Source organism: Aliiglaciecola sp. LCG003 (genome assembly GCF_030316135.1).
In the GTDB taxonomy this organism is placed as follows: domain Bacteria; phylum Pseudomonadota; class Gammaproteobacteria; order Enterobacterales; family Alteromonadaceae; genus Aliiglaciecola.
Genome location: NZ_CP128185.1, coordinates 1,352,055 through 1,375,105, shown reverse-complemented (window position 1 = coordinate 1,375,105; position 23,051 = coordinate 1,352,055). Strand labels below are relative to the sequence as shown.

At 43.3% G+C, this 23,051-nt stretch carries 19 protein-coding genes and 1 tRNA gene; 9 read left to right on the top strand and 11 right to left on the bottom strand.

Annotated elements, in window-relative coordinates:
* Positions 1-8: 8 nt before the first annotated feature.
* The 8 genes from flgG to QR722_RS05765 all read right to left on the bottom strand — a co-directional run bounded on the left by flgG (position 9) and on the right by QR722_RS05765 (position 6,552).
* The gene (flgG, locus tag QR722_RS05800; protein WP_286286132.1) at positions 9-797 is read right to left on the bottom strand and encodes a flagellar basal-body rod protein FlgG; all 789 of its coding nucleotides are present in this window, start codon (positions 795-797) and stop codon (positions 9-11) included.
* Between the two features lie 36 nt (positions 798-833).
* Positions 834-1,577, bottom strand: coding sequence for a flagellar basal body rod protein FlgF (locus tag QR722_RS05795; RefSeq protein ID WP_286286130.1), 744 nt, complete (start codon positions 1,575-1,577; stop codon positions 834-836).
* Positions 1,578-1,713: 136 nt separating this feature from the next.
* A complete protein-coding gene (gene flgE / locus QR722_RS05790; RefSeq protein WP_286286128.1) occupies positions 1,714-3,096 on the bottom strand; it encodes a flagellar hook protein FlgE in 1,383 nt (460 codons plus the stop codon).
* 26 nt (positions 3,097-3,122) lie between these two features.
* Positions 3,123-3,809 carry a flagellar hook assembly protein FlgD gene (locus QR722_RS05785; RefSeq protein ID WP_286286126.1) on the bottom strand — a complete coding sequence of 229 codons (687 nt, stop codon included), beginning with the start codon at positions 3,807-3,809 and terminating at the stop codon, positions 3,123-3,125.
* 26 nt (positions 3,810-3,835) lie between these two features.
* A complete protein-coding gene (flgC, locus tag QR722_RS05780; RefSeq protein WP_286286124.1) occupies positions 3,836-4,258 on the bottom strand; it encodes a flagellar basal body rod protein FlgC in 423 nt (140 codons plus the stop codon).
* Positions 4,255-4,659 carry a flagellar basal body rod protein FlgB gene (gene flgB / locus QR722_RS05775; RefSeq protein WP_286286123.1) on the bottom strand — a complete coding sequence of 135 codons (405 nt, stop codon included), beginning with the start codon at positions 4,657-4,659 and terminating at the stop codon, positions 4,255-4,257. Before flgB ends, flgC begins: the two co-directional genes overlap by 4 nt.
* Positions 4,660-4,769: 110 nt before the next feature.
* Positions 4,770-5,603: a CheR family methyltransferase gene (locus tag QR722_RS05770; protein ID WP_286286121.1), complete on the bottom strand. Its 834-nt coding sequence runs from the start codon at positions 5,601-5,603 to the stop codon at positions 4,770-4,772.
* A gap of 22 nt (positions 5,604-5,625) precedes the next feature.
* Entirely contained in the window at positions 5,626-6,552 is a 927-nt protein-coding gene (locus QR722_RS05765) for a chemotaxis protein CheV (RefSeq protein WP_286286119.1), read from the bottom strand.
* Positions 6,553-6,723: 171 nt separating this feature from the next.
* Between QR722_RS05765 and flgA the strand changes: the two genes are divergently transcribed.
* The 3 genes from flgA to flgN all read left to right on the top strand — a co-directional run bounded on the left by flgA (position 6,724) and on the right by flgN (position 8,419).
* Positions 6,724-7,455 (top strand): flagellar basal body P-ring formation chaperone FlgA, encoded by a 732-nt coding sequence (gene flgA / locus QR722_RS05760; RefSeq protein WP_286286118.1) that lies wholly within the window; start codon positions 6,724-6,726, stop codon positions 7,453-7,455.
* Positions 7,456-7,607: 152 nt separating this feature from the next.
* A complete protein-coding gene (gene flgM / locus QR722_RS05755) occupies positions 7,608-7,940 on the top strand; it encodes a flagellar biosynthesis anti-sigma factor FlgM (RefSeq protein ID WP_286286116.1) in 333 nt (110 codons plus the stop codon).
* Positions 7,941-7,993: 53 nt separating this feature from the next.
* Positions 7,994-8,419: a flagellar protein FlgN gene (gene flgN / locus QR722_RS05750; RefSeq protein WP_286286114.1), complete on the top strand. Its 426-nt coding sequence runs from the start codon at positions 7,994-7,996 to the stop codon at positions 8,417-8,419.
* Positions 8,420-8,504: 85 nt separating this feature from the next.
* Here the strand turns inward: flgN and QR722_RS05745 are convergent, their stop codons facing one another.
* On the bottom strand, positions 8,505-8,969 hold the full coding sequence (locus tag QR722_RS05745; RefSeq protein WP_286286112.1) for an LPP20 family lipoprotein: 465 nt from the start codon (positions 8,967-8,969) through the stop codon (positions 8,505-8,507).
* Between the two features lie 477 nt (positions 8,970-9,446).
* Here QR722_RS05745 and QR722_RS05740 point away from each other — a divergent pair, with 477 nt between their 5' ends.
* The 6 genes from QR722_RS05740 to QR722_RS05715 all read left to right on the top strand — a co-directional run bounded on the left by QR722_RS05740 (position 9,447) and on the right by QR722_RS05715 (position 17,979).
* Positions 9,447-10,553 carry a flagellar assembly protein T N-terminal domain-containing protein gene (locus QR722_RS05740; RefSeq protein WP_286287569.1) on the top strand — a complete coding sequence of 369 codons (1,107 nt, stop codon included), beginning with the start codon at positions 9,447-9,449 and terminating at the stop codon, positions 10,551-10,553.
* A gap of 112 nt (positions 10,554-10,665) precedes the next feature.
* Positions 10,666-10,742, top strand: a tRNA-Arg gene (locus QR722_RS05735).
* 214 nt (positions 10,743-10,956) lie between these two features.
* Positions 10,957-12,825: a cytochrome c/FTR1 family iron permease gene (locus QR722_RS05730; protein ID WP_286286110.1), complete on the top strand. Its 1,869-nt coding sequence runs from the start codon at positions 10,957-10,959 to the stop codon at positions 12,823-12,825.
* A gap of 350 nt (positions 12,826-13,175) precedes the next feature.
* A complete protein-coding gene (locus tag QR722_RS05725; protein ID WP_286286108.1) occupies positions 13,176-13,739 on the top strand; it encodes a hypothetical protein in 564 nt (187 codons plus the stop codon).
* On the top strand, positions 13,732-16,518 hold the full coding sequence (locus QR722_RS05720; RefSeq protein ID WP_286286106.1) for a prolyl oligopeptidase family serine peptidase: 2,787 nt from the start codon (positions 13,732-13,734) through the stop codon (positions 16,516-16,518). Before QR722_RS05725 ends, QR722_RS05720 begins: the two co-directional genes overlap by 8 nt.
* A gap of 285 nt (positions 16,519-16,803) precedes the next feature.
* On the top strand, positions 16,804-17,979 hold the full coding sequence (locus QR722_RS05715) for a tetratricopeptide repeat protein (RefSeq protein ID WP_286286104.1): 1,176 nt from the start codon (positions 16,804-16,806) through the stop codon (positions 17,977-17,979).
* Positions 17,980-18,115: 136 nt separating this feature from the next.
* On the opposite strand, the gene QR722_RS05710 is transcribed toward QR722_RS05715, so the two are convergent.
* Positions 18,116-21,790 (bottom strand): AAA family ATPase, encoded by a 3,675-nt coding sequence (locus QR722_RS05710; RefSeq protein WP_286286102.1) that lies wholly within the window; start codon positions 21,788-21,790, stop codon positions 18,116-18,118.
* The gene (gene sbcD / locus QR722_RS05705) at positions 21,787-23,022 is read right to left on the bottom strand and encodes an exonuclease subunit SbcD (RefSeq protein WP_286286100.1); all 1,236 of its coding nucleotides are present in this window, start codon (positions 23,020-23,022) and stop codon (positions 21,787-21,789) included. Before sbcD ends, QR722_RS05710 begins: the two co-directional genes overlap by 4 nt.
* Between the last annotated feature and the right edge of the window lie 29 nt (positions 23,023-23,051).

Here is a 23,051-nt window from a genome sequence, read left to right as displayed (position 1 = left end):
TTTACCCATTAGAGTTGCTGAATGACCTGACCTAGCATCTGATCGACAGAGGAAATAACTTTCGAGTTCATCTCGTACAATCTTTGGCTCTCGATCAAATTAACCAATTCTTCGGTGACGTTAACATTGGACGTTTCTAGCGCACCTTGAATTATGGTACCAATCCCCTCCAATCCCGGCACACCTTGCAATGGCGCGCCACTTACTGCGGTTTCAACATATAGGTTCTGACCAATCGGCTGCAAACCTGTAGGGTTGATAAAATCAGACAGACTAAGCTGACCAAGCACTGCAGGATCAGCCTGGCCTCGAATAGATGCGGACACTTCGCCGTCTTGAGAAATAGTGATTTGCTGCGCATCTTCTGGAATGGTAATGTTAGGCTGAAGCAAGAAACCCGCCCCTGGAGTAACAATCTGGCCTTGATCATTCAAGGTAAATTGACCATTACGGGTATAGGCAATAGAGCCATCCGGCTGCAAAATTTCAAAGAAACCTTGGCCTTGTATCGACATATCCAAGGCGTTATCTGTAGTTAACATATTGCCTTGGGTGTGGGATTTTTGAGTGGCAACAACTTTACTACCCGCACCTAACATCAAACCAGAAGGCAGCTCGGTGTCAGCGGATGATCGCCCCCCAGGCTGATTAATATTCTGATATAGCAAATCTTCAAATATCGCACGATCCTTTTTGAATCCCACGGTACTGGCGTTTGCCAAATTATTGGAAATTACTGCAACATCAGTTTGTGCCGCATCCAATCCGGTTTTACTTATCCATAATGCTGGGTGCATAGTTCACCTCCGCTAATAAATTCTAAACAATAGTAATTAAATAATTCTGAGTAATTGATTACCGCGCATATCTAAGGTATCGGCCTTTTTCATCATCTTGACCTGCATCTCGTAGTGACGTTGCAAGCTGATCATGTTGACCATTTCTTCGATGGCATTGACGTTACTGCCCTCAAGCATGCCTGTCCGTATTCTGACATTGATATCTTCTGCCGCTTCTTGACCACTCTTTAGGCGGAAAAGACCGTCTTCACCCCGTTCCATATCTCGAACGTTGGGATTAACAAATTTGAGTCTGGCGACTTCTTCCAGCACGGTTGCTGGCGCGCCTTGGGGCCTGACGGAAATAGTACCGTCGTTAGCAATGTTCACATTAGACAGCGGAATAGGTAAAAATATAGCGCCTGCGTCACCTGCGATGGTATTGCCATGTGCATCTTCAAGTCGACCATCTGCGCCCATTTGCAAACTACCTGCTCGGGTGTAGGCTTCATTTCCTTGAGCATCAATCACGCTGAACCAACCCTCTCCTTGAATAGCTGCATCGAGCTCACGACCTGTCTGGATCATGGCGCCACCGGCGTAATTGTTGGAGGGAGATTCAGTCATCGAAAACACACGAGTCGCCATGCCTTCGCCATAGGCAGGCATCGCCCGGGCATTTTCCAACATGGCTTTGAAGCCTGTGGTCTGAGCATTGGCTAAATTGTTGGCGCGTACCGCTGTGCCGAGAAGATCTTGTTTAGCACCGCTGGCTGCAATATAGAGTAATTTATCCATGACAACTTATTGACTGTGTTTGACTTAACTAAATATGTGCAATAAAGATGCCATTAAGCTAATAAAATCTGCAAATGCTGGTGGAATGTTTAAAAAAAAAGACCGCGAATGCGGTCTTTTTTCTATCTTTTATTCCTTATCGGATATTTAGAATGGTTTGATTCAACTGATTATTCACTTCAAGGGCCCGTGAATTCGCTTGGAAGTTACGCTGGGCGATAATCAAATCAATTAGCTCGGTGGTTAGATTCACGTTAGCTTGTTCTAGAGCCGAAGAATTGATATCCCCAAAGGTTCCGGTAGTGGCTTCACCAGCAAGGGCTTCACCGGATAAAATACTTTCTTTCCACTGAGTATTACTTTGCTGAGTTAGGCCTTGTTCGTTTGAGAAACGAACCAGTGCTACGCGCACCACAGGCTCAGACGTACCGTTAGAAAAGGTGGCACGAACTAGACCATCAGGACCGATGTCAATGCCAGTTAAACGACCCACCGGCAGACCATCTTGTTCCAGCGAGGTAACTTCAAAAGCAGAGGCAAATTGAGTCGGCTCATCAGGAGTGGCACTTAAAGGGTCCAGCACGAAATTGCTTCTTAAAGTCTGAGTAATATCTGAACCATTTGTCAGCGGTGGGTTGCCTAACTGAACAGAGGTAATATCCCCAGTGGCAACTGGCGTACCGTCACCATTTTGAATACCAATAAAATCACCACCGCTGCTGAACTGCATGCGGAATCCTGACACAGCATTCGCCCCTAAAGAGGTCGCACCGGCAATGTTATTTGCATCGGCACCGGCGACATTTGGTGTATCACCGGCAGTATCAAGTCCAACATCATCAACATAAGTTGCCACAACCCATTCATTAGTAGCTGACACGTCTTTCATGAAGTAGTAGGTCATAACATGGCTGTCACCTAATGAATCATAAACTGTAATCGACGTCGCAGCATTATAGGTTGTCGGGTCTGATGGGTCGAATAAGGTAACATCAACGGCATCATCTCCTGCGGGCAAATTGAAACGTGGTGATACTTCTGTTGTGGCTTGTGGAGAACCAGAAGAATCAGGAATTCGCACCGGTACAGTGGTGCTAAGTGCTACCGAAGCGGAGGTGCCATCTGAATTAACGGGGAAACCCATAAGGTTATCGCCATTCGAGTTGACCACAAAATTGTCTTGATCGAGTTTGAACTGACCTGCGCGGGTAAAAGAAAAATCTCTAGAGGTGATATCCGGCGTAGTGGTAAAAAATCCATTGCCGGTTATGGCTAAATCAAGTGCTGTATTGGTAAATTGCAAGCTACCTTGTGAAAACTGCTGCGCCACTTCTTGAGTTAACACCCCGTCACCGACTTTAGTTCGACCACCTGACAGCAAAGATGCGGCGTAAACGTCACCAAACTCCGCCCGTGATTCTTTAAAACCTACGGTATTCACGTTGGCAATGTTGTTTGCCGTTACATCTAGATCTCGTTGTGCGGCTGATACACCACTTAATGCTATGTTAAAAGACATTATCTACTCTCCTAAAACTTTTGGGGTTACCCGCCGATTTGAATGACTTCACTCAAATTAACACTTGTTTCGCCATCCAAATTTAAAATGACACCGTTGTTATTGCCTGCCAGACTGACACTATCTACATTGCGATTGATCGCTGTAGGTAAGGTGGTTGATTCACCTAACTGGATACCTTGTGCTCTAACAACATAGTTGCCAGCAGGCAAAACATTGCCGTTTGCATCAGTACCATCCCAATTAAACTCAATATTGCCAGCTGACTGTATGCCTGCAGAGATGGTTTTAATCACCTCACCTATTTCGCTTTCAATGGTTATCTCTAATTCTTGGGTTGTTTTATCCGTGATGACAACACCTGAGATACCATCACCGGCATTGTTCAAGTAGCCCACATTCCCTGCTAGCAACACGTCTTGACCGATAAGACTGGAGGCCTGCAGCGCTTGGTTTGAAGTCATCGAAGTAGCAAATTCGTCAAACTTAGAATTTAAATCAGTGATACCTTCTGAGATAGTAAAGCTGGTCATTTGCGAAACCATTTGATCATTATCCACAGGTTTGGTCGGGTCCTGATTTGCCAACTGCTCGGTCAAGATGGCAAAAAAGTCTTCCTGGGACAGTCTTTGATTACTGCCGTCATCTACTGGAACCGCATCCGGTTGCAGATAGAGGTTTGGATCCAAACCCGTATTTTTTGTTACGTCCACGTTACTATCCTCACTAATTCAGTGAATTATTGACCTTGGCCTAATTGCAGCACTCGTCTGAATATTCTTTTGGTTGTATCTGCAAGTTGCACATTCGTTTCATAGGCTTTGGATGCAGACATCATGTCAGCCATTTCTTCGACGACATTGACGTTCGACTTGTATATATAGCCATTTTGATCGGCCATTGGATGACCTGGGCTGTATTCAATTTGCAAAGGTTTCTGGCTTTCAACTACACCTAGCACCTGTACTCCAGCCCCTTGCGCCGCACCTTCTGTTGCTCTTTGTAATTCAGCGGCGAAGACCGGGTGGCGTGCTTTATAAGTTTCGTCGTAACTGCTGCTGACACTATTTGCATTTGCTATATTACTGGCTGTGGTGTTTAACCTGAGGCTTTCTGCACTCATGCCTGTAGAAGCAATATCCATAACCCTAAATAAACTCATTGCCCTTGTCCTCCAGATAACGCTTTTTTCATACCTTTAATTTTTCCATTTAAAAACTGAATGCCTGCTTGATAGCGCATACCGTTTTCCAAAAAATTGTTCCGTTCTGCTTGCACTTCGACGGTATTTCCATCGCCTGTATCGGCTTGTAGCGGGATACGATACTCGAGTTGAGCTTGGGATTGCATACGACCTTCAAAATGCTTGTCGTGCGTGCGAGACATAGATTGCTGACGATCATGCTGGGCGGATTGCATTGCTTTTTGGAAATCTATCCCCCGGGCTTTATAGCCAGGCGTGTTGGCATTAGCGAGGTTGCCAGCAATGACTTCCATCGTATTGGTCCGTACTGTCATTGCTTTGTGGTGCAAACCCACCAATTTATCTAAGCTGATTGCCATTGTCTGCTCGCATTGATTACTTTCATTGGTAAATGTTTAGCAATCTATATGCCAATAAAAATTGACGCAGCGAGGTGTGAAGCGAAGGAAATATTTAAATCATTGTATTTCTAAGGTTTTTTCTGATAATACAAGCCGGGATTATTACGTATCATACTAAATTGGTCCGTTACTTCAGAGATGGATTCTGACGCACCGAGGAACAATATACCGTTGTCTTGCAGGGAGGCGGCAATTTGTTGCAGTATTTTCCGCTTATTTTGCTGAGAGAAGTAAATCAATACATTGCGGCAAAATACAATGTCGAAGCGGCCTAAGTTGGCGAAACTACCCAGTAGATTAAGCTCTTGAAAGTTAACTAGAGAACTTACTCCACGAGCAAGTTGCATACTGCCATTGTCTAGAGAGGTAAAATAACGCTGTTTTAAATCATCTGGCAAACCTCGGCCCAATGACAATCCGTCATATTGAGCCAATCTTGCTTTTTGTAACATATCAGCAGATATATCTGTTGCAACAATCTCAACACCAGCGGGAAACGCTCGCGGATTTTGCCGTTTGTATTCTTGCACCAACATAGCAATAGAATACGGCTCTTGACCTGATGAGCAGGCGGCACTCCATATTCTGACTTTGCGATTGAGGCTAGTTAGATTTTGAAAAAGATCTTTGCTTAAAATTTCGAATGGATATTTGTCTCTGAACCAAAGGGTTTCATTGGTTGTCATAGCGTCAATGACTTTTTCGCGTAACAAGCTGTTGCGCCCGGTTACAACAGCCTTCAACATTGCTGACAAGTCTTGTTGATTCTCTTGACGCACCAAAGGCATCAAACGACTTTTAACCAAATAAGCTTTGCTTTCGCTCAATACAATGCCACATTGACGTTCAAGAAATTGTGCAAATTGAACGAAGTCTTGATGTGAAAGTTCGTTAGTGTTCAATCAAAAAATCCAATTTAAAGGTTTATTTATCAAACCATTTTTTAACAGCACTTGCCAATTCATCTGGATGAAACTTAGCAATAAAATCATCTGCACCGACTTTCTTAACCATAGCCTGATTAAACACACCACTCAGTGAAGTATGTAATACAACCTTAAGTTTTTGCAGTTCAGGGGTATTTTTAATCTCAGCGGTTAAGGTATAGCCGTCCATCTCTGGCATTTCAATATCTGAGACTAAAACACCTACTTTATCGGTAACATCACCCGTTTCTGCGGCTATCTCTTTTAAACGATTTAACGCCTCAAGACCATTTTTTGCGGCTTCAATATTCAGTCCTAAAGCCGTTAATGCTTTCTTGACTTGATTTCTAGCTACCGAAGAATCATCAGCGATAAAAATTATCTTATTGGTGATATTCTCTTTCGAAATATCTAAATCACCGGCCAATTCACTACTGACTTCGGCATTGAGTGGTGAAATTTCGTTTAATATTTTTTCCACATCAAGAATTTCAATTAGTTCATTTTCGACTTCTGTAACCGCTGTCAAATAACTTGCTTTACCGGTTCCTTGCGGGGGAGGCATGATTGCATCCCAATTGGTATTGATAATTCGCTCAACTGAACCAACCAAGAAGCCCTGCACCGAACGATTGTATTCAGCAATGACGATAAAAGCATTACTAACATCTTCAATTTTGCGGCCACCGGTAGCCATACTCAAATCAATGACTGAGATGGTTTGCCCTCGAATGTGTGCAACCCCTCTGACTAATTTATTTTGTTTGGGAATAGAGGTTAACGGAGGGCACTGCAGCACCTCACGCACTTTAAACACATTAATACCAAAACGTTGTCTGCCATTTAGCTTAAATAGCAACAGCTCTAAACGGTTCTGTCCAACTAGCTGTGTTCGTTGATTAACTGAGTCAAGAATTCCTGACATACATCACCCCAAATAAAAATAAATTAGGCACAAATATTGCGTTACTTGATCACATTATATGACGGTATACACGCTTATGTACCAGAACAGTTGTTTTGTGCCGGTTTTTTGACGCAAACAACAGTTATTAAGATAGAAAACTAAGCATAGACAAAATGGTGGCAACTGAACATGAAAAAATTACTTAATCCTTCCAGAACACCTATTTTTCTCTCTTTTTACTGTTTAATGGCATTTTTCAGCTCTGCCACTGTAACGGCTAGCCAGAATATTAATTTAGCACGAACCGAACTTATTGAAAGTGTGGAAAAATATGTTTCGGACAAATTGTCTTATCAAACTGCAGATGAACTAAGTGAATTAGTGGTCAAAGCGTCCGAGTTAGATCCTCGTCTAGTCATTCCAACGTGTTCTGTTCCCCTTAAGCTACATGCAAGTGACGAGGCCTTGGAACAAACTAATATTACCGTTCGCGCCAGTTGCCCGAATACTGATTGGTATTTATACTTAATTGTCAAAGCATCCAGAATGCAACATGTAGTAGTGCTAACTCGTGCAGTTGGCCCTGGCACCATTATCTCATCGCAACACGTGGGTGTGGTCATGATGGATAAGAACCTCATTCGCACCAGTACCTTTGCTGATACTAACGCGGTTGTGGGAGCGCGGATGAAGAAACGCTCTAGGGCTGGACAACCTGTTGTACCTGGCCAGTTGTGCTTTGTCTGTAAAGGCGACAACATCCTGATAACAGCCAATGCAGGAGGCGTTAATATTAAAACCACAGGTATTGCTCAACAAGATGGAAACATTGGTGATACCATTGCGGTTAAGAATGTTAATTCGAATAAAATGGTCCATGCACAAGTTGTAGATACCCATCAGGTAGAAGTGCAGATTTAATAAAAATAGCATATAATCAGGTACATCTGAATTGTTAGATACTGCTGTACCCTGCTTTAGCAAAATAGTCATATTTATTTGTGATTTTAACTAAAGATTTCGTTGAAGCAGCCGATACAACTTTTGAGGAATAATAGGTAGTCGAGGTTTTTATGGCAGTTAATAATATAAATGGCGGAAATCAAAAACCGCAATTAGACAATCAAAGGGTTAATCAACAACAAGCCCAAAATCAATCGGCCGCGCAATCTTCAGCTGAGCAAGCTAAAGTGAGCAGCGCGCCAAGGCAAGATTCAGTTTCCTTGACTCAATCTGCCCAGCAGTTAAGCCAGGTGCAGAAGAAAGCTAATGATACGCCTGTCAATCAGGAAAAAGTCGACAAATTGAAAAAAGCCATCCAGAATGGTGAGTACCGTGTTAACCCAGAAGTTTTAGCACAAAAAATTAGCACACTCGAAGCACAGATATTTGGCATTAAGAGTTAAATACTTGATGATGCCATCTATCATTTAGCTTCCGATAACAAAAGCAAAGCTAAATGAAAAACCTCATATCTATTCTCGAAAAACAAAAAGGTCACTTCGACCAACTCATCGAACTGCTTGATTCAGAGTTACATCTGATCAGCAGCCGCGACGCGGAAGCACTAATCCATGTCATCAATGATAAGACCGAGTTGTTAGAGCAGATTTCGGTGACTGATAAAGCCGTTGAAAGTGCTTTTGAGCTTGCTGAAGACCCAATGCAAAATGCGCAAGTCATCGAGTTATTCAAGCAAATCAATCTTAATCTATCCCAATGTAAATTTAGAACAGAAATCAATCAAAAAGCTGTAGAGCAAGGACAGTTGCGCCTTGAACACTTACGCTCATTATTACTTGAGTCGCGCGCTAAAGAGAGCATGACTTATGACAAAAGTGGTAAACCAAAGGGTGGAAACTCAAGTAAAAGTGTTAGTGCTTGAGCCACAACAATAGTATTTCAGCTTAGCTGTATTGAGTAAGTAGAGTGAGGACCGCTGTGCGGTGAGTCATTACCACTATGCCAATTTAGTAGTAGCGTACTTTTTTAACTTGTTTGGGCTTAGCAGTACTTAGGTATATGTCATGCACCAAGGCAAAGTCTAGTTCTAATTCAGTAGCATACGAGTCTTCACCGACTGGATAACTTTTGACTACACGTGCCCCCCTTATGACGCCTTGTACAGTGGATTTCAATTTCGTATCTGTTACTACTAGATTGGCTAGAGATTGATTACCGTCAATTTTCTGTCCGTATACTTGCTCAGTCAATTCCCGGTAAGCGTCTAGTTTAGATGCTTTTAGTGCCATCAACATTTTTGATGACCTATTTTCTCCTTGCTGCGCATTGATAGGAGCATAGCCGATAGAACGGATCACCGGATAAGTATCTGGCTCAATGGTTTCCCATTCGAGTTGTTTATCAAATACATTCTGGCAGGCACTAACAGTAAGCACAGTTACCCCAAGCATCACAACATAAGCCAATTTCATTTTTGTCTCCTATAAATACCACTAAACAGGTGGTAACAATTCACCATCTCGATATCTAACCCAAGTAACTCGGTTCGTCGTTACTCTCCACAAGCTATTGGGGCCAAGATCAATTAAACTGATCCCTAGCCTACTCTATTTCAACTTACTTCTTAGCTAGCAATAATCATTCCGTATCGATAGTCAATGTAGTTGAGCTGGCCTTTTATATCAATCTGATTATTGCCAAATAGGTACGGAAGATGCATAACCTGATAAGCGTTAAATGATAAATCTGTTAGCAGTATTTGTTATGAGGCCATAAATCATAATCGGCAAAGGTTGGAAAATGGACTGTAATCGGCCCCTCCCCTGATTTGCCTGCGAACTTAAACGTTAACTAGTGATGGTGCAATGAACAGATTGCGTAAATCTTTATCAAAAATTGTCCTCTACCGATACAAACTAAAATGTAGCTTGGCAGCTTTCGTGCTGATAATGAACGCAGGAGCTAACGCTGCGTGGTTTGAATCTAGCGGCCAGGCGGCAATTTATGACGGCAATATTGAATTGGCGCGGCAAAATGCCACCCAAGAAGCAATTAAACAAGCATTATTATTTGCTGGCGCCTCAGTGCGCAGCGTGCAAAAAATGGCCAATGGCCTGCTAAAAAATGACGAGCTGGAGATACGCTCTTCTGGCGAAGTAAATAGTTTAGAATTGATCGACGAAGTACATTCTGATGGCATAATTACAGTATCTATTCGTGCTGACATATTTTCCCAACAACATAGCTGCCGTGCAGGAGATTACAGTAAAACGATCGCCACTACCTGGCAGCCACTGCGCAATCGAGCTCAGGCCACAACAGGAGGCATTTTTGATATTGGTATGAAATTAGCCAATATGCTTGATCATAGTTTTACTGAGTATGCCCACAATTCGAAAATAAAAACCGTCCTGCCCTTCTATCATCAATATTCGAATAATACCTCAGATATTGACGCAACAATTTTAGCGCGCAAAAGTGGTAGCCAGTACCTATTGATTGGAAGTATCGAAGACATCAGTACCGAACAAACCAAGCAGTCGTCTTGGCAGTTCTGGCAATCCTCTGACACCATGCGCAATTTTGCATACCAAAGTGCACTCTATGACGGCTACACGGGCGCCTTGGTGTGGCAGAAATACTATAACGTCGCCTCAGTGTGGGACTTTGATATTCACCAACAAGTAGATGTAAACAGCCAAGCCTTGTGGGCCAGTTCTTATGGCAAGCTGATCAAAGAAGTGTTGCAGGATGTAGTTCAAAATGTCGACGAAACCTTAGCCTGCTTACCCGCTTACGGTCGAATTCTTGAAGTTAACGGAGAAATTCTAAGACTCAATCTTGGCCTCAATCAAGGCGTTAAAACAGGCGACGAACTTACCTTATTTCAAGTATCACAATTTCACGATACCGCGGGTCAAGTCCATGCACAATTTCGCTTGCATCCGGCTGTGGTCAGAGTGTCAGAGATATTCCCAGAAAGTGCAATGGCTATTGCCGTAGACGGTAGCTATCTAGGGAACATACAAGCAAACGACTTTGTCTCACGCCGGTAGCATGAGAGTCTATTTGGCGCGCATTGCAACTGATTTACCAATTGTACTTAAAAGCAAAATGACAGCACCTAAAAAATACCTTAGCATAGGCGACCCAAAATGACGTGCAAAAGTCCCCTTAGCTCAGCTGGATAGAGCGCACCCCTCCTAAGGGTGAGGCCGCTGGTTCGAATCCAGCAGGGGACGCCATTTTTACTCACACGGCGAGCCTTCGCTTGCTTAGTGATAAATTCCCTACTGTTTAACATCTAGCTATATTTGTTACGCCAAGGCAACTAGGCGTAATTTTAACGGTGCAAATACACTTAATTACAAATGAGTATCATTTACATCTGGATTTTCATTTGAGTTTTGCGTAGCCTGTAGGCTGATAATTTTACTATTTATTCTCTAGGAAGTTGTAATGTCACGCCTGTTTCTGCTTACTCTACTATTAATTTCTCAATTTTGTTTGGCCAACCCCTCTACTGAGGCTGGCCGGACCCTGCACTTGCTTTCTTATGTCGGAGTCGATTATCCAAATACCGTCAATGCAGGACAAATAGTTGATCCGGGTGAATATGCTGAACAGGTAGAGTTTGCCCAAGCAGTGGAAGACATTTTAAACACCCTCCCCGACAATGAACACAGCTCAGATTTGTTAGCGCAAACCGCCGTGATACGTCAAGCCATAGCAGATAAACTGCCCGGTGAAGATGTTAAAGAGATGACTGAGCGGTTAACTCAGGCCATCGTTAACGCCTATGATTTAGTTTTGGTGCCTCGAAACCTGCCAAACCCGAAAAATGTCCAGCATATATATCAGCAAATGTGTTCCGCTTGTCATGGCGCAACCGGCAAAGGTGATGGTCCCACGGGTGCACACTTAGAGCCAGCGCCAGCTAACTTTCACGATAGCGAACGCATGCAGGAGCTTTCGCTATTCGGCCTTTATAACACTATTACTTTAGGTGTCCAAGGTACGGGCATGATGAACTACTCCCAAGCTCTAACGGAAGACGAACGCTGGTCATTAGCTTCTTATGTTGCCGGATTTAACCAACCTGAACCAAGCAAAAATCTAGCCGTGGCAAATTTCAGCCTAACAGAGCTAGCGACTAAAACACCGATTCAAATTGCCGCAACAGGTCAAGACAGTAAAGGCTTTGAGCAACTGCGCGCCCACCCTAGCCGTTTGCCCGAGGCGAAGGTCTCACCAATCGAATTTGCCCTCACCAGCTTGCATAAATCCTGGCAGGCTGTGGAAAACAATGACCTTGGGTTAGCCTATCAGTTGTCAATAACTGCCTATTTGGAAGGCTTTGAACTTGTTGAAGCCAGTTTAGATAATTTAAATAATCCATTACGACTGAGCACTGAAAAGGCGATGTTTGGCTATCGGGATGCATTACGCAATGAATTAGCCACGCCACTGTTACAGCAGCGCTATCAACTTTGCTTGGATAAGTTAGCTGAAGTGCAGCGACAACTGAATAGCGGAACATTGTCTCCGGCGGTCAGTTTTAGTTCTTCCTTAGTGATATTATTACGCGAAGGACTAGAAGCCATTCTTGTCCTCGCTGCCATCTTAGCTTTTTTAAATCGCTCAGGCTCCACCGCAGCAGTTAAATACGTGCATGCAGGTTGGTTGTCCGCATTAGTCGCGGGTGTTGGCACCTGGTTTGTTGCCACCTATGTGATAGGTATCTCAGGGGCCAATCGAGAAATGACCGAAGGTATTACCGCCCTAGTTGCCACCGTAATTTTATTGTGGGTGGGAATATGGATGCATTCGAAGTCTCATGCAGCCCAGTGGCAGCAGTATATAAAAGATAAATTGTCTGCCAGCCTATCATCGGGTCAAACTTGGGGCTTTGCCATTTTGGCCTTTGTCGCTGTTTATCGCGAGATTTTTGAAATTATATTGTTCTACCAAGCACTTTGGTGGCAGGCTGGGGCTGAAGGTCACAGTGCCATCATCTGGGGAGTACTATCTGGTTTCATAGGGTTAATCGTGATCAGCTTCGCTATTTTTAAAGTTGCAATGAATATCCCGCTTACCAAGTTTTTCGCAGTGAATGCCGTAATCATGTACGCAATGGCGCTATTCTTCGTAGGACGGGGAATTGCAGCATTGCAGGAGACGGGCATAATCACCAGCAACCCCCTCGCAATCCCAGATGTGGCTTGGTTGGGTATCTACGCTGATGGGGTAACCTTAGCGGCCCAAGCCTTTGTGCTGTTGATCATTATCGCCACCTTGCTTTACCAAAAGCAGACTGAAAAGGCCTGATTGAACAGCCAATTAAAGACTAAAATAAGGGCCTGAATGTCGCCGTTTTCAGAGGGTCAGTGATAGTGTATTTCACTGCTCTGATCCTATTGGTTTGCTTTATTAACCTTAACGGTCTCTTCATCAATTAGCTTCACCCCTATAAAGGATAAGTTAATAAACCTCATTATTTGCCACTGAACTGATATCAAAGCTTCTCAAGTTATTTGTATTAGTAGCCATTTTGCGCATAAGAAAAAATTTACACCATGCCAAAATCTCTGCTAATCTGCGTTTACGCTTTGATAGCGTGTCGTACCAAGTTTGCTTTAAAACTTGCATGGAATTCAATTGTACGAACAGGGATGATGATGAAGTTTCAATCTCTTTGCCTACTATTATTGCTAGCGTTTTTGACGAGCTGCACTGTAAAAGTTTCATCCATAAAACAAGATGTCGATGTCGAACTCGAACATGATGCTGGATATCTATTGCTAGGGGTTGATAGTAACTCAGACCTCGATAGTATTAAAATTTATGGAGCCGACAATATCCGTTTAACACGCGAGGATTTGCGCTCGGGCACCCAATATATTTTGATTGACCTTGAAGCTGGCGATTATCACATTGGTAATATTAAGCTTAATTACTTTTGGTACATTGACTTAGAAGAAGGGTATTGGGACTTCACCGTTCGCCGAGGCGAAATCAGCTATATAGGTCACTTAGAAGTTAAAAGCCGTTCTAGTCTATGGATGTTGCAATCTCAATCTGATGTGGAGTTGGTCAATCGCTCTACTGAAGCGCTGTTGTTCATGGAAAGCCAATTTCCTACCATTTTGGAAAACCGCACTCTCAATTATACTGGTCCCAGCAGCGATCCCTTTTTACGATTGATGCAAGAAGATCAGCAAGTGGAGGTTAGCCATGAGTAAGTTAATCGGTTGCTTGATGTGCCTTACCAGCATAGTGATGTCCTTAGCTGCTATCGCTGCACCTGTGCCTGCAGAAAAACTGTTTCAAAACCCAACATCGAGTTTGTTGGATATGTCTCCTGATGGTCAATGGATATCTTATCTGACCAGAATTGACGACCAAACCTATCTAACAGTTCAAGATATAGAAACTAAACAACCACTAGGCATATTGGTGCTGCGCGATGATGAAGTTATTCATGGATACTCTTGGTTAGATGAACGCACCCTGCTGCTTAGCGCTAAATTAGGTCACCGTCACCGCATGGTTTTGGTTTATAAAGACTCTAGCAGTGAAAATGACACATGGAAGAACATCATTCTTAAGCGCGATGGCTATTTAGTTTCATCACTACCAAATGATAAACAGCATGTTTTACTGGCTATCGTTGAAAACCATAAAACTATCACATCCCACCTGTATAAATTTCCATTGCAAGCCCTTCGCGATGGCGATATGGCCGACCAATATAAGATGCCTGGGATATCCGAAAATCTAAATTTATTCAGTTACAGTGATGAATTGGATCGGCTTATCAGCTTGCAAATAGATCAAGAGCTAGAAAAAATATTCTTGTCTATCGGCAGGCTCGGGGATGAGCAATCCACCAAAAGCTATGAGTTGAATACAGAAGAGTCAGATTTTGTTCCTGTCGGCCTGCTTTCCGAGTCAAAGATGGCGGTATTAAGTGACAAAGACACTGATACCCTGTCACTTTTCGAATTTGATTTGGCCAGCAAAACATTTGGTAAACAGCTCTACTCACACAAAAGTTTCGATCTTGTCGGTGCGCAAATTTCTCCTGTCGCAGGCAAAGTTATCTCGGTGAGCTATTACGACCATGGTAAGTTGACCACCGAATATTTAGACACTGATAGCGCCGCCAACTCGGCGCTGCTGACAAAACACTTTGGCAACGAGCAAATTTCCGTCGCCCTGAACAATGCCTTAACGGGTAAGCAAATCTTAGAAGTATATTCGTCGTCCAAGCCCAGATCATACTACCTGTACGATCGTAAAAAAGAACAAATAGAATATTTGTTACCCGCTAATGACAAGTTAGAAATGTATCAATTTGCCAAGACTGAAATGTTCCATGTGACCAGTAAGGATGGCACTTCAATTGATGCTTATCTCACTAAGGCAGAACAGCCCAACCACAACACCCTATTAATTATGCCCCACGGCGGACCTATAGGTGTAATGGATACTGTAGGTTTTGACCCAAGCGTACAATATTTTGTCAGCCGCGGATTTTCGGTCTTAAAAGTCAATTACCGAGGTTCATCCGGCTATGGTAACGATTTCCGCAATTCTGGCGTGGGTCAATGGGGCAAAATGATCGAAGAAGATATCAGTGCCGCTATGAATAAAGTATTGAAAGATCACAAGTATCAGCACATGTGCGCAATGGGCAGCAGTTATGGCGCCTACTCCTCGATGATGCTGGCCCTTAAACACCCAGATAAAATTAAATGCGTGGTTGGAGCTTTTGGTGTTTATGATTTACCACTGATGTTTAATTCAAGTAACTACGCGGTGTTAGAAGAAGAGCGAAAGGGCTGGGCTGATGTCATAGGAGAATTCAACGATAAACTATTTGATGTATCACCGGTTTACCTTGCCCAGAATTTAAATGTTCCTATACTTCTGATTGGTGGTGTCAAAGATAAAATTACTACCATCGAACATACTCGTCGGATGGAGTATGTTTTGAAAAAACATGACAAGGACGTACAAGCTGTTTATTACCAGAAAGCTGCCCACGGACACAACTCGTGGTATGGCGATTGGCACGAACAAACCTTAACCTATCAATTTTTACTTGATTCCCTAGCGCTGCCTGATTTGGATATCGCACAAATTCCGAGTGCTGATGTCAAGATGATTCAAGATGAGTATATCCGTCTTGGGGCAACATTCTTCGGTGATAATTGGGTTAACCAAGATTTAGCACTGTCGCTAAAATATTTCAAAATGGCGGCGCTAATGGGCAGTCCTCGAGGGCTCTATAGCGAGGGTTGGCTTTATGAGCATTCTGCCCAAATTGAGACCGATTTACCAAAAGCCATAGCTTTGTATCAGCAGGCTTCTGATAAGGGGTTCTCAAATGCCTCTTTTGAACTTGCTGAGCATTACTACTCAGGCAAGGCGATCCCCAGAGATTACGCCAAGTCCTTTGCTTTGTTCAGTTTAGCCAAGCAGCAAGAGCACAATGCTATTGTTAATGTCAAATTGGCAAATGCCTTTTGTTTAGGTCACGGTGTAGAACAAAGTGACATCCAGTGCATTGAGTTACTGGATTTAGCCAAGCTTGAAAAAGACCAAAGCGGTATTGAGGTTGATAATAAAAGCTACGCGGAACGTCGTAAGTCATTAGCCAAGATGTTGTTGTCAGCAGATCTATCCTCTGAAACCCGCCGATTGCTCAAGCTAAAGATACAACAGTGGCATGGAATTGATTCTTTTGAAGTAGATGTTGAGGAGGATGACTTCGGCCGACTCAAAAACAATTCACGTAAGAAAGTATATGACGACAACCACGTTATCCGTAGAACAGAAGATGGGTTATTTGGAGCGTCTTTGGATGTCGACATCAAGGGGACCTTTGACAACAATTCCACCAAAACTATTTTCCTTGTTAACTGGAAAATGCACCATCAGGATGGAAAAATTTCGGATCAATATACAACCATGCTGTGGGGTTATGAAGGCAGTGATTGGTTTGCAAATCTTTGATCTCGACAAAAAGCTGTTGTTTAGTCGCGTTTTTACCTTCGAACGATAATGTTGGATTTACCGGCATAGGGAACAGCGCTAGCTGTGCAAATAGCTATCAGCTTGGAAGTGCTAGCAATCCTTGCTTATAGTGAAGTGGCTTGAACCGGTTTATCCGGTGATATTTGGCCAGGGTGGAGCCGCGCTGGCGGTTTTACCCGATGATATTAAAAAGCCTTGAATGCTGCAACTCAGCGTAATAGGGTTTAATCAATTAAAATTTCAAATAAATAGGCGGTATTTTTGATGCTAAATAGTTTCCTTGTGTTGCTGACCTTTTGCGTTTTATCAAGTATGTTATTGGGGTGCGCAACCCAAAGCGAAGTTATCCAGCAGCAAACGAACCAGGTTGCGCCTGACTTGGATTGGCAATCTGATCACTTTAAATTAACTGAAGTACCCACTGCAGGAACGCTATTCGAATTGCTTCCGCAGCAAAGACACGCCTTTCTAGAATTCTATAATGCCCCAGCACAATCAAGCATTCCTGGCCATCAGCGACTGTTTGAATACATGGAAAGAGTTACCAATTTATTCGATTACAAGGGCGATACCTACATCGCTAGCAAAGCTTTAGAGTCCAGTACAGGGAATTGTTTGTCTTTGGCTATTTTAACCAGTGCGCTGGCCCAAGAAGTAAACATAGATATTGAATATCGTAAAGTGCATGCCAAGCCGGTTTACAGTCGTTATGATAATTTGATGACACTATCAACCCATGTTCAAACCCGCATTTTCGCACCAGCTACCGAATCTAACACAAATGAAGTCGTTTTCGCGCGCTCATCACTAATTATCGACTACTTCCCGAGCCGCTCAAATGAAGCAGGTTCAAAGGTCAGTCACAGTGACTTCATCGCTATGTTTTATCAAAACCTTGCCAGTGTAGCGCTCATTAATAAACACTATGATTTAGCCTATACCCTGCTAGCCCATGCCATGCAGGCGTCGCCTAAAAATGCGGAAACACTTAATACACTAGGAGTGTTATACAACCGGGTTGGAAACACCGAAAAAGCAGAGCAAATCTACCTATATGCCATCAACCACACCAATGGTGGACTGAACCTCTTTAGCAACTATGCGAAACTTTTGTCGGAACAAAAGCGCGTCAAAGAATTACAGACTTTAGAAAGTAAAGTAGATTTAGCCGACGACGATAACCCCTATAAATGGGTCGATTTGGCAAATATTGCCTTTGAACAAAAGCGCTATCAAAGAGCCCTTAACTTTTTCAACCGTTCTATACAAAAAGCCCCCTATTTATCTGAAAGTTACTTCGGTTTAGCGAAAACCTTATTTGAAATGAATAAAAAAAAACAAGCTAAAGAATATATGCAGCGGGCAATCGAACTGGCCGATAGTGACAAACAAAATTACCTCTATACCGCCAAACTCGAAGTATTGAAAGACCATCACTAATCATATGTATTAGTCCCAATCAATAGGGTCAGATCAATAGAGATCAAGAGGGTCAGAGTAACTAGATCAAGAGGGTCAGAGTAACTTGAAGAGCAAGAGGATCAAGTTACTCTGCCCCTCTTGATTCGGAGTGGCGTTATGGGCCAACGCTGAAGCGACTGTCTAGCTGACTAACTCCTAAGCCGCTTTTCTTGGTGACCTGCAACTGGGTGGGGATCCGTTCCTTCATGGCTTCGATGTGGCTTATCACGCCGATCATTTTGCCTGATGCATTAAGGTTGTCTAGGGCATCTAACGCTATATCCAGAGTTTCAGAATCCAACGTGCCGAAGCCTTCATCAAGAAACAACGAATCAATACTGGTTTTATGGCTAACTAAATCCGACAAAGCCAGCGCTAACGCTAGACTCACCAGAAAGCTTTCTCCCCCTGACAAGGTTTTTGTATCCCGTTCTACATCACCTTGCCAAGTATCAAGTACGCTCAGGGCTAACCCCTCCTCGTCTTTTCGCTTAAGCAAATATCGACCATGAATACGATCAAGTTGTTTGTTGGCTAAATAGACTAGATTGTCCAGTGTCAGGCCTTGGGCAAAGCGGCGGAACTTATCGCCATTGGCCGAACCAATTAATGAATGTAAATAGCTCAAGTCGTCATACTGTTGCTGTTGCTGCGCAATTTGCTGAATCAATTCGCTTTGCCGCTGCGATAGTTGTTGGTCAGCAATCAATTTCTGTTTGAGCTCACCTTTGCTTTGCACTAACAGATCTTTGTCACTTTGCAACTGTTTAAGGGAATCCGTAACTTCAGCCAGCGGTATGGTTTGCCATTGTTGTGCATTTTCCGCACGGTTTAGTTCATCAACTTGTGTGCTGGCTTGTTGCAACAAGGCCTTGGCCTGCTCGAATTTTGCATCTAGAGCTCGTTTAAGCTCAACTAGCCGTAACTGTTCTTGTTCGGGTAACAGCGCACTAAGAAATTCTTGCTGATCGGTAAACGGACTTTGGCTGATAGCTTGTTGCCATGCTTGCTCACGTTGAACTGTGACTTCTTTCAGTTCATTTTGACTGTGAATTTGAAGTTTAATATTAGCGGTCAATTCACTGTGACGCTGTTCAACTTGTTTATGGCTGTCAAATTTAGCTTGGTAGACCTGTTCGGCTTGAAGAAGTGCAGCACTTGCTGTTTGTCTGGCTTGGTTGACAGACAAATCACCAAAGAGAATGTGTCGTTGTTGTTGTAGCTCGATTATCTGTTGGCTGAGCACTGTACTTTCGTGTTGCATCTGAGCATGCTCATTTACAATTTCAGCAAGTCGTTTTTCAATTTCAGATAATTGATTCTGCTTGAGCAAAATTTGCTGGCTAAGTGTATTGTTTTCTGCGACGTGTAACTGATATTGGCGCGCATCGTCACGTTTAGTCTGGATCCAATCAGCTAATCTATCCTCAGGAAACTCATAACCCAACTCACTAATAGCCCCGCGCAACTCTTGTTGGCTGGCGTTATTCCTATGCTTTAATTCAGTCAATTGCTGCTGAATCTTTGCTTCATGTAGGTAAAGATCATCTCGACTTTTCACTACGAAATTTTGTTCCGCCAGCAGCTGCTTTATATCTCGCTCCGTTGACTCAAAAGCTTGCATACTTTGTGAACAGCTTTTATCTAGATCGCGAAGCGCTTGTAATTGTTGCTTAACCTGCTCGATATCTTTTGTTAGTTTGAGCTTTGCATCTTCTAAGCCTGCTTGATCATCTATGTCGCAATCTACCCCCAAAACATCAACCAAAGAACACCAACGACCCATTAATTCAGTTAGGCTGTTGCTCAAAGTCTCCTCACTGTATTGCAACTCGGTGATTTGACGCAAAGTAGAGTCCAGTTGCTCACGGACTTCTTGTCCTTGAACGGTCACAGTGTCAAAAGCAATTTCTGCCTGTTGCAGACGCTCCAAGGTTTCAGGTATGTCCAAAACCATTTTGCTCGCTTTAGGATGGTCTGTCGCCCCGCACAACGGACATGCTTGGTCATCTTTGAGTAAGCGTCGATATTCTGCCAGCTGTTCTTCTTGGGAGACTAGACGACGCAAATCTTCTATTTGTTGCTTTTGCTGTTTAAATTGCTCAGCTAATTCATTGCGTTGCTGTTTGAGTTGCCCTTCATTGGCTTGCAATCGTTGTAGTTGAGTTGAGTTATTAGTTTTATCTTTGTTTACCTGCAGATAGTTTTGCTGCAGGCTCTTGGCGCTGTGAAAATCTGGCCATGAATTCAGCAACATCCCATGCTTTAGCTCTAGCGTGTCTATGTCTGCTTGTTGATTTAGTTTTTCTAGGTGCTGTTGATGCTGCTGCAATTGCTTTTTTTGGATAGCCAAGGTCTGGTTATATTTAACTAATTGCTCGGCTAACTCGTTGTGCTGCTGATCTAACTGACCTATTTTAAGTTTGTGTTCAGAAGATTCTTTTTGGAGTTGCTGATGATGTTGAGTGTCTTTTTCAATCTGTTGCAACTGCATCTGCCAACTATTTAAATGCTCCGCCACCTTACTATCGGCTATATGTTGCTCTAAATAGCGGGTTACTTCCTGACGTTGCTGTCGTTCAATATCCAACTCAGTGTTTGAGCTTTGCTGTTGAGCAGCCAATTCTTTTTGCTTTATTAACCGTTTATTTATTTCCTGCTTAAGCACTAAGTATTTATCGTCAAGCCGCTTAATCTCATTGTCTAATGGTAATACTTTGTCTGTAATTAACTGCTCTTGGGTACGCTGCGTTTGTTTTGCTTGTGTAAAGACATCATTGGCCTGCTCAAGGGCACTTTGAGCGTCGTGTAATTGTTCTGTTATGCGAACTTTATTTTGTTGATTTTGCGCTAATTGCTGATTGATCTTTGATAACGATTGTTGCTCATTAATAAGCAGTTCCCACTGAGTACGTAGCCGAGATGCGGGTTCACTTTGGGCTAATTTATCCAGCTCTGGTTGGGACTTTTCGAACCCTTGGTTTACCTGTGCAAATTGAATCTTTGCTTGTTGCTGGCTGTGTTGGGCACTGTGTAGTTTGTCCCACCAACTCTGGTGCTGTTGCCACTCAACGACTTGCTGTTCTAGCTTTTTCTGGCGTAATTCTAGGCTGTCTAATTCTACTTGTAATTGCTGTTTTTGTTCAGGGCTAAGCAGCTCGAAAGTCCCGGCTTTATCTTGCAACTCTTTAAGATACAGTTTGGCTGAACTAAATTCTTCATGGACTTTAATCGACACAATGCCGTAGATATCAGTACCGGTTAACTCTTCGAGTAATTCAGCCCGTTCACGTTCTTCTGCATTTAAAAATGCCGCAAAGTCACCTTGGGATAACATCATTGATTTAGTAAATCGGCCAAAGTCTAAACCGGTGATACGCTCCACTTCATCGGTTTTCTGACGGATTTGGGTTGCCAAAACTTTACCACTTGCAACTTCCGCCAACTCTGTATCAGCCGGTTGTAAATTGCCATCTGCCTTGCCTCTTGAACGACGCATACTCCAAAATGCGCGGTAGGCTTTTCCTTTTACTTCAAACTCAACCTCCGCTAAGCACTCAGCTGTGCCTCGCGTCATGATTTGATTAGAAGATGAGGTAATTTGTCCTAAGCGCGGGGTTTGGTGATAAAGCGCTAAACAAATTGCATCTAGCAAAGTGGTTTTGCCCGCCCCTGTCGGACCAGTAATCGCAAATAAACCATTTTCTGCAAAGGGAGATTGGCTAAAATCAATCTTCCACTCTCCCTTGAGTGAATTGAGGTTTTTGAGGCGCAGCGTGAGGATCTTCATACATCCTCCCCTTGATGCTCTGCACGGGACAGTATTTGCTCGAATTGCTGTTTTATCCGTTGTCGACGGGCTTGCTCAGCGTCACCTTCAAAACGCTCCATCGATAGGCGTTTTTCAAATACATCATGAGGGGTCAGCTCTGCAAGGGTTTCACTTTGTATTTGAGTCAGAGACTGGCGCTGTGGATTGCGTGTTCGGCGTAATTGCAAGACTTCTACATTCAATCCCTCTGTAAGGGTTTGAATACGTTGCTGCAAATCAGACAAATAATCTTGGGTCTCGACCTCTATACACAACCAACAAGGTAAACCTGCCTGATCCTGTTTAAATGACTGCAAAGCCTGAGACAGCGCAGGCAAACCGCCCTTGAGCACTTGCATAGGTTGAAAAATGGGTACATCTACTGGCGTAATTGTCCTTTGCTGTGCAGCGTTAAACTCTACTAACACCACCTGTTTTTGCGTATTGAGTTCATCAAAGCTCAATGGAATAGGTGAGCCGCAATACCGAATATGTTCGGACTTTGCGACTATTTGTGGTCTGTGAATGTGTCCTAGCGCGATATAATCAGCAGGCGGGAAACCATCTGCTGCGAATCCATCTAAGCTGCCAATATAGATATCTCTGACGCTTTCGGATTGACTTACACCTAATGCAGTTAAATGCCCAGTGGCAATGATGGGTAAATCTAAGCCGCTTTGCTGTTTCTTCGTTATAGCAACTTGGTATAGAGTCTGATAATGCTGTTGAATTGCCTCCCCTAGCGCTTGGCGCTTTTCCAGCCCTGTCTCACCAGAGCTGCTTTGCAATACGTCTCTGGCTCGAATAAAGGGCACGGCGCACAGTATGGCTGAAGGCTGGCCAGTTTTATCTGGGATTACAAACACCTGCTCCTCAACAGACACACCGGTGCTTGCCACCACAAAGGTGTTTAAGCAGGCAAGTATTTGTTTGGACTCATTGAGGGTCGACACCGAGTCATGATTACCGCCCAATACCACCAGAACACAATTTAATTGCTGTAAATCGACCACAAATTGGTTATACATTTCTCGAGCATAGCTGGGCGGTGTGCCGGTATCAAACACGTCCCCTGCAATAATCACCGCGTCTATTTGCTGTCTATCTACCAGCTCAAGTAACCAATTGATAAAGGCTTGATGCTCTTCTTTGCGACTCTTAGTAAAAAAGCTCTGACCCAAATGCCAATCCGAGGTATGCAGTATTTTCATCTCACTTCATCCTTAAAGTGTGCTTTACT

What these genes read in the sequence shown, in the direction of transcription:
- flgG (WP_286286132.1), bottom strand. Translation starts at nt 797, where the DNA reads ATGCACCCAGCATTATGGATAAGTAAAACCGGATTGGATGCGGCACAA.
- QR722_RS05795 (WP_286286130.1), bottom strand. Translation starts at nt 1,577, where the DNA reads ATGGATAAATTACTCTATATTGCAGCCAGCGGTGCTAAACAAGATCTT.
- flgE (WP_286286128.1), bottom strand. Translation starts at nt 3,096, where the DNA reads ATGTCTTTTAACATAGCATTAAGTGGTGTATCAGCCGCACAACGAGAT.
- flgC (WP_286286124.1), bottom strand. Translation starts at nt 4,258, where the DNA reads ATGAGTTTATTTAGGGTTATGGATATTGCTTCTACAGGCATGAGTGCA.
- flgB (WP_286286123.1), bottom strand. Translation starts at nt 4,659, where the DNA reads ATGGCAATCAGCTTAGATAAATTGGTGGGTTTGCACCACAAAGCAATG.
- QR722_RS05765 (WP_286286119.1), bottom strand. Translation starts at nt 6,552, where the DNA reads ATGTCAGGAATTCTTGACTCAGTTAATCAACGAACACAGCTAGTTGGA.
- flgA (WP_286286118.1), top strand. Translation starts at nt 6,724, where the DNA reads ATGAAAAAATTACTTAATCCTTCCAGAACACCTATTTTTCTCTCTTTT.
- flgM (WP_286286116.1), top strand. Translation starts at nt 7,608, where the DNA reads ATGGCAGTTAATAATATAAATGGCGGAAATCAAAAACCGCAATTAGAC.
- flgN (WP_286286114.1), top strand. Translation starts at nt 7,994, where the DNA reads ATGAAAAACCTCATATCTATTCTCGAAAAACAAAAAGGTCACTTCGAC.
- QR722_RS05745 (WP_286286112.1), bottom strand. Translation starts at nt 8,969, where the DNA reads ATGAAATTGGCTTATGTTGTGATGCTTGGGGTAACTGTGCTTACTGTT.
- QR722_RS05740 (WP_286287569.1), top strand. Translation starts at nt 9,447, where the DNA reads ATGAACGCAGGAGCTAACGCTGCGTGGTTTGAATCTAGCGGCCAGGCG.
- QR722_RS05730 (WP_286286110.1), top strand. Translation starts at nt 10,957, where the DNA reads ATGTCACGCCTGTTTCTGCTTACTCTACTATTAATTTCTCAATTTTGT.
- QR722_RS05725 (WP_286286108.1), top strand. Translation starts at nt 13,176, where the DNA reads ATGAAGTTTCAATCTCTTTGCCTACTATTATTGCTAGCGTTTTTGACG.
- QR722_RS05720 (WP_286286106.1), top strand. Translation starts at nt 13,732, where the DNA reads ATGAGTAAGTTAATCGGTTGCTTGATGTGCCTTACCAGCATAGTGATG.
- QR722_RS05715 (WP_286286104.1), top strand. Translation starts at nt 16,804, where the DNA reads ATGCTAAATAGTTTCCTTGTGTTGCTGACCTTTTGCGTTTTATCAAGT.
- QR722_RS05710 (WP_286286102.1), bottom strand. Translation starts at nt 21,790, where the DNA reads ATGAAGATCCTCACGCTGCGCCTCAAAAACCTCAATTCACTCAAGGGA.
- sbcD (WP_286286100.1), bottom strand. Translation starts at nt 23,022, where the DNA reads ATGAAAATACTGCATACCTCGGATTGGCATTTGGGTCAGAGCTTTTTT.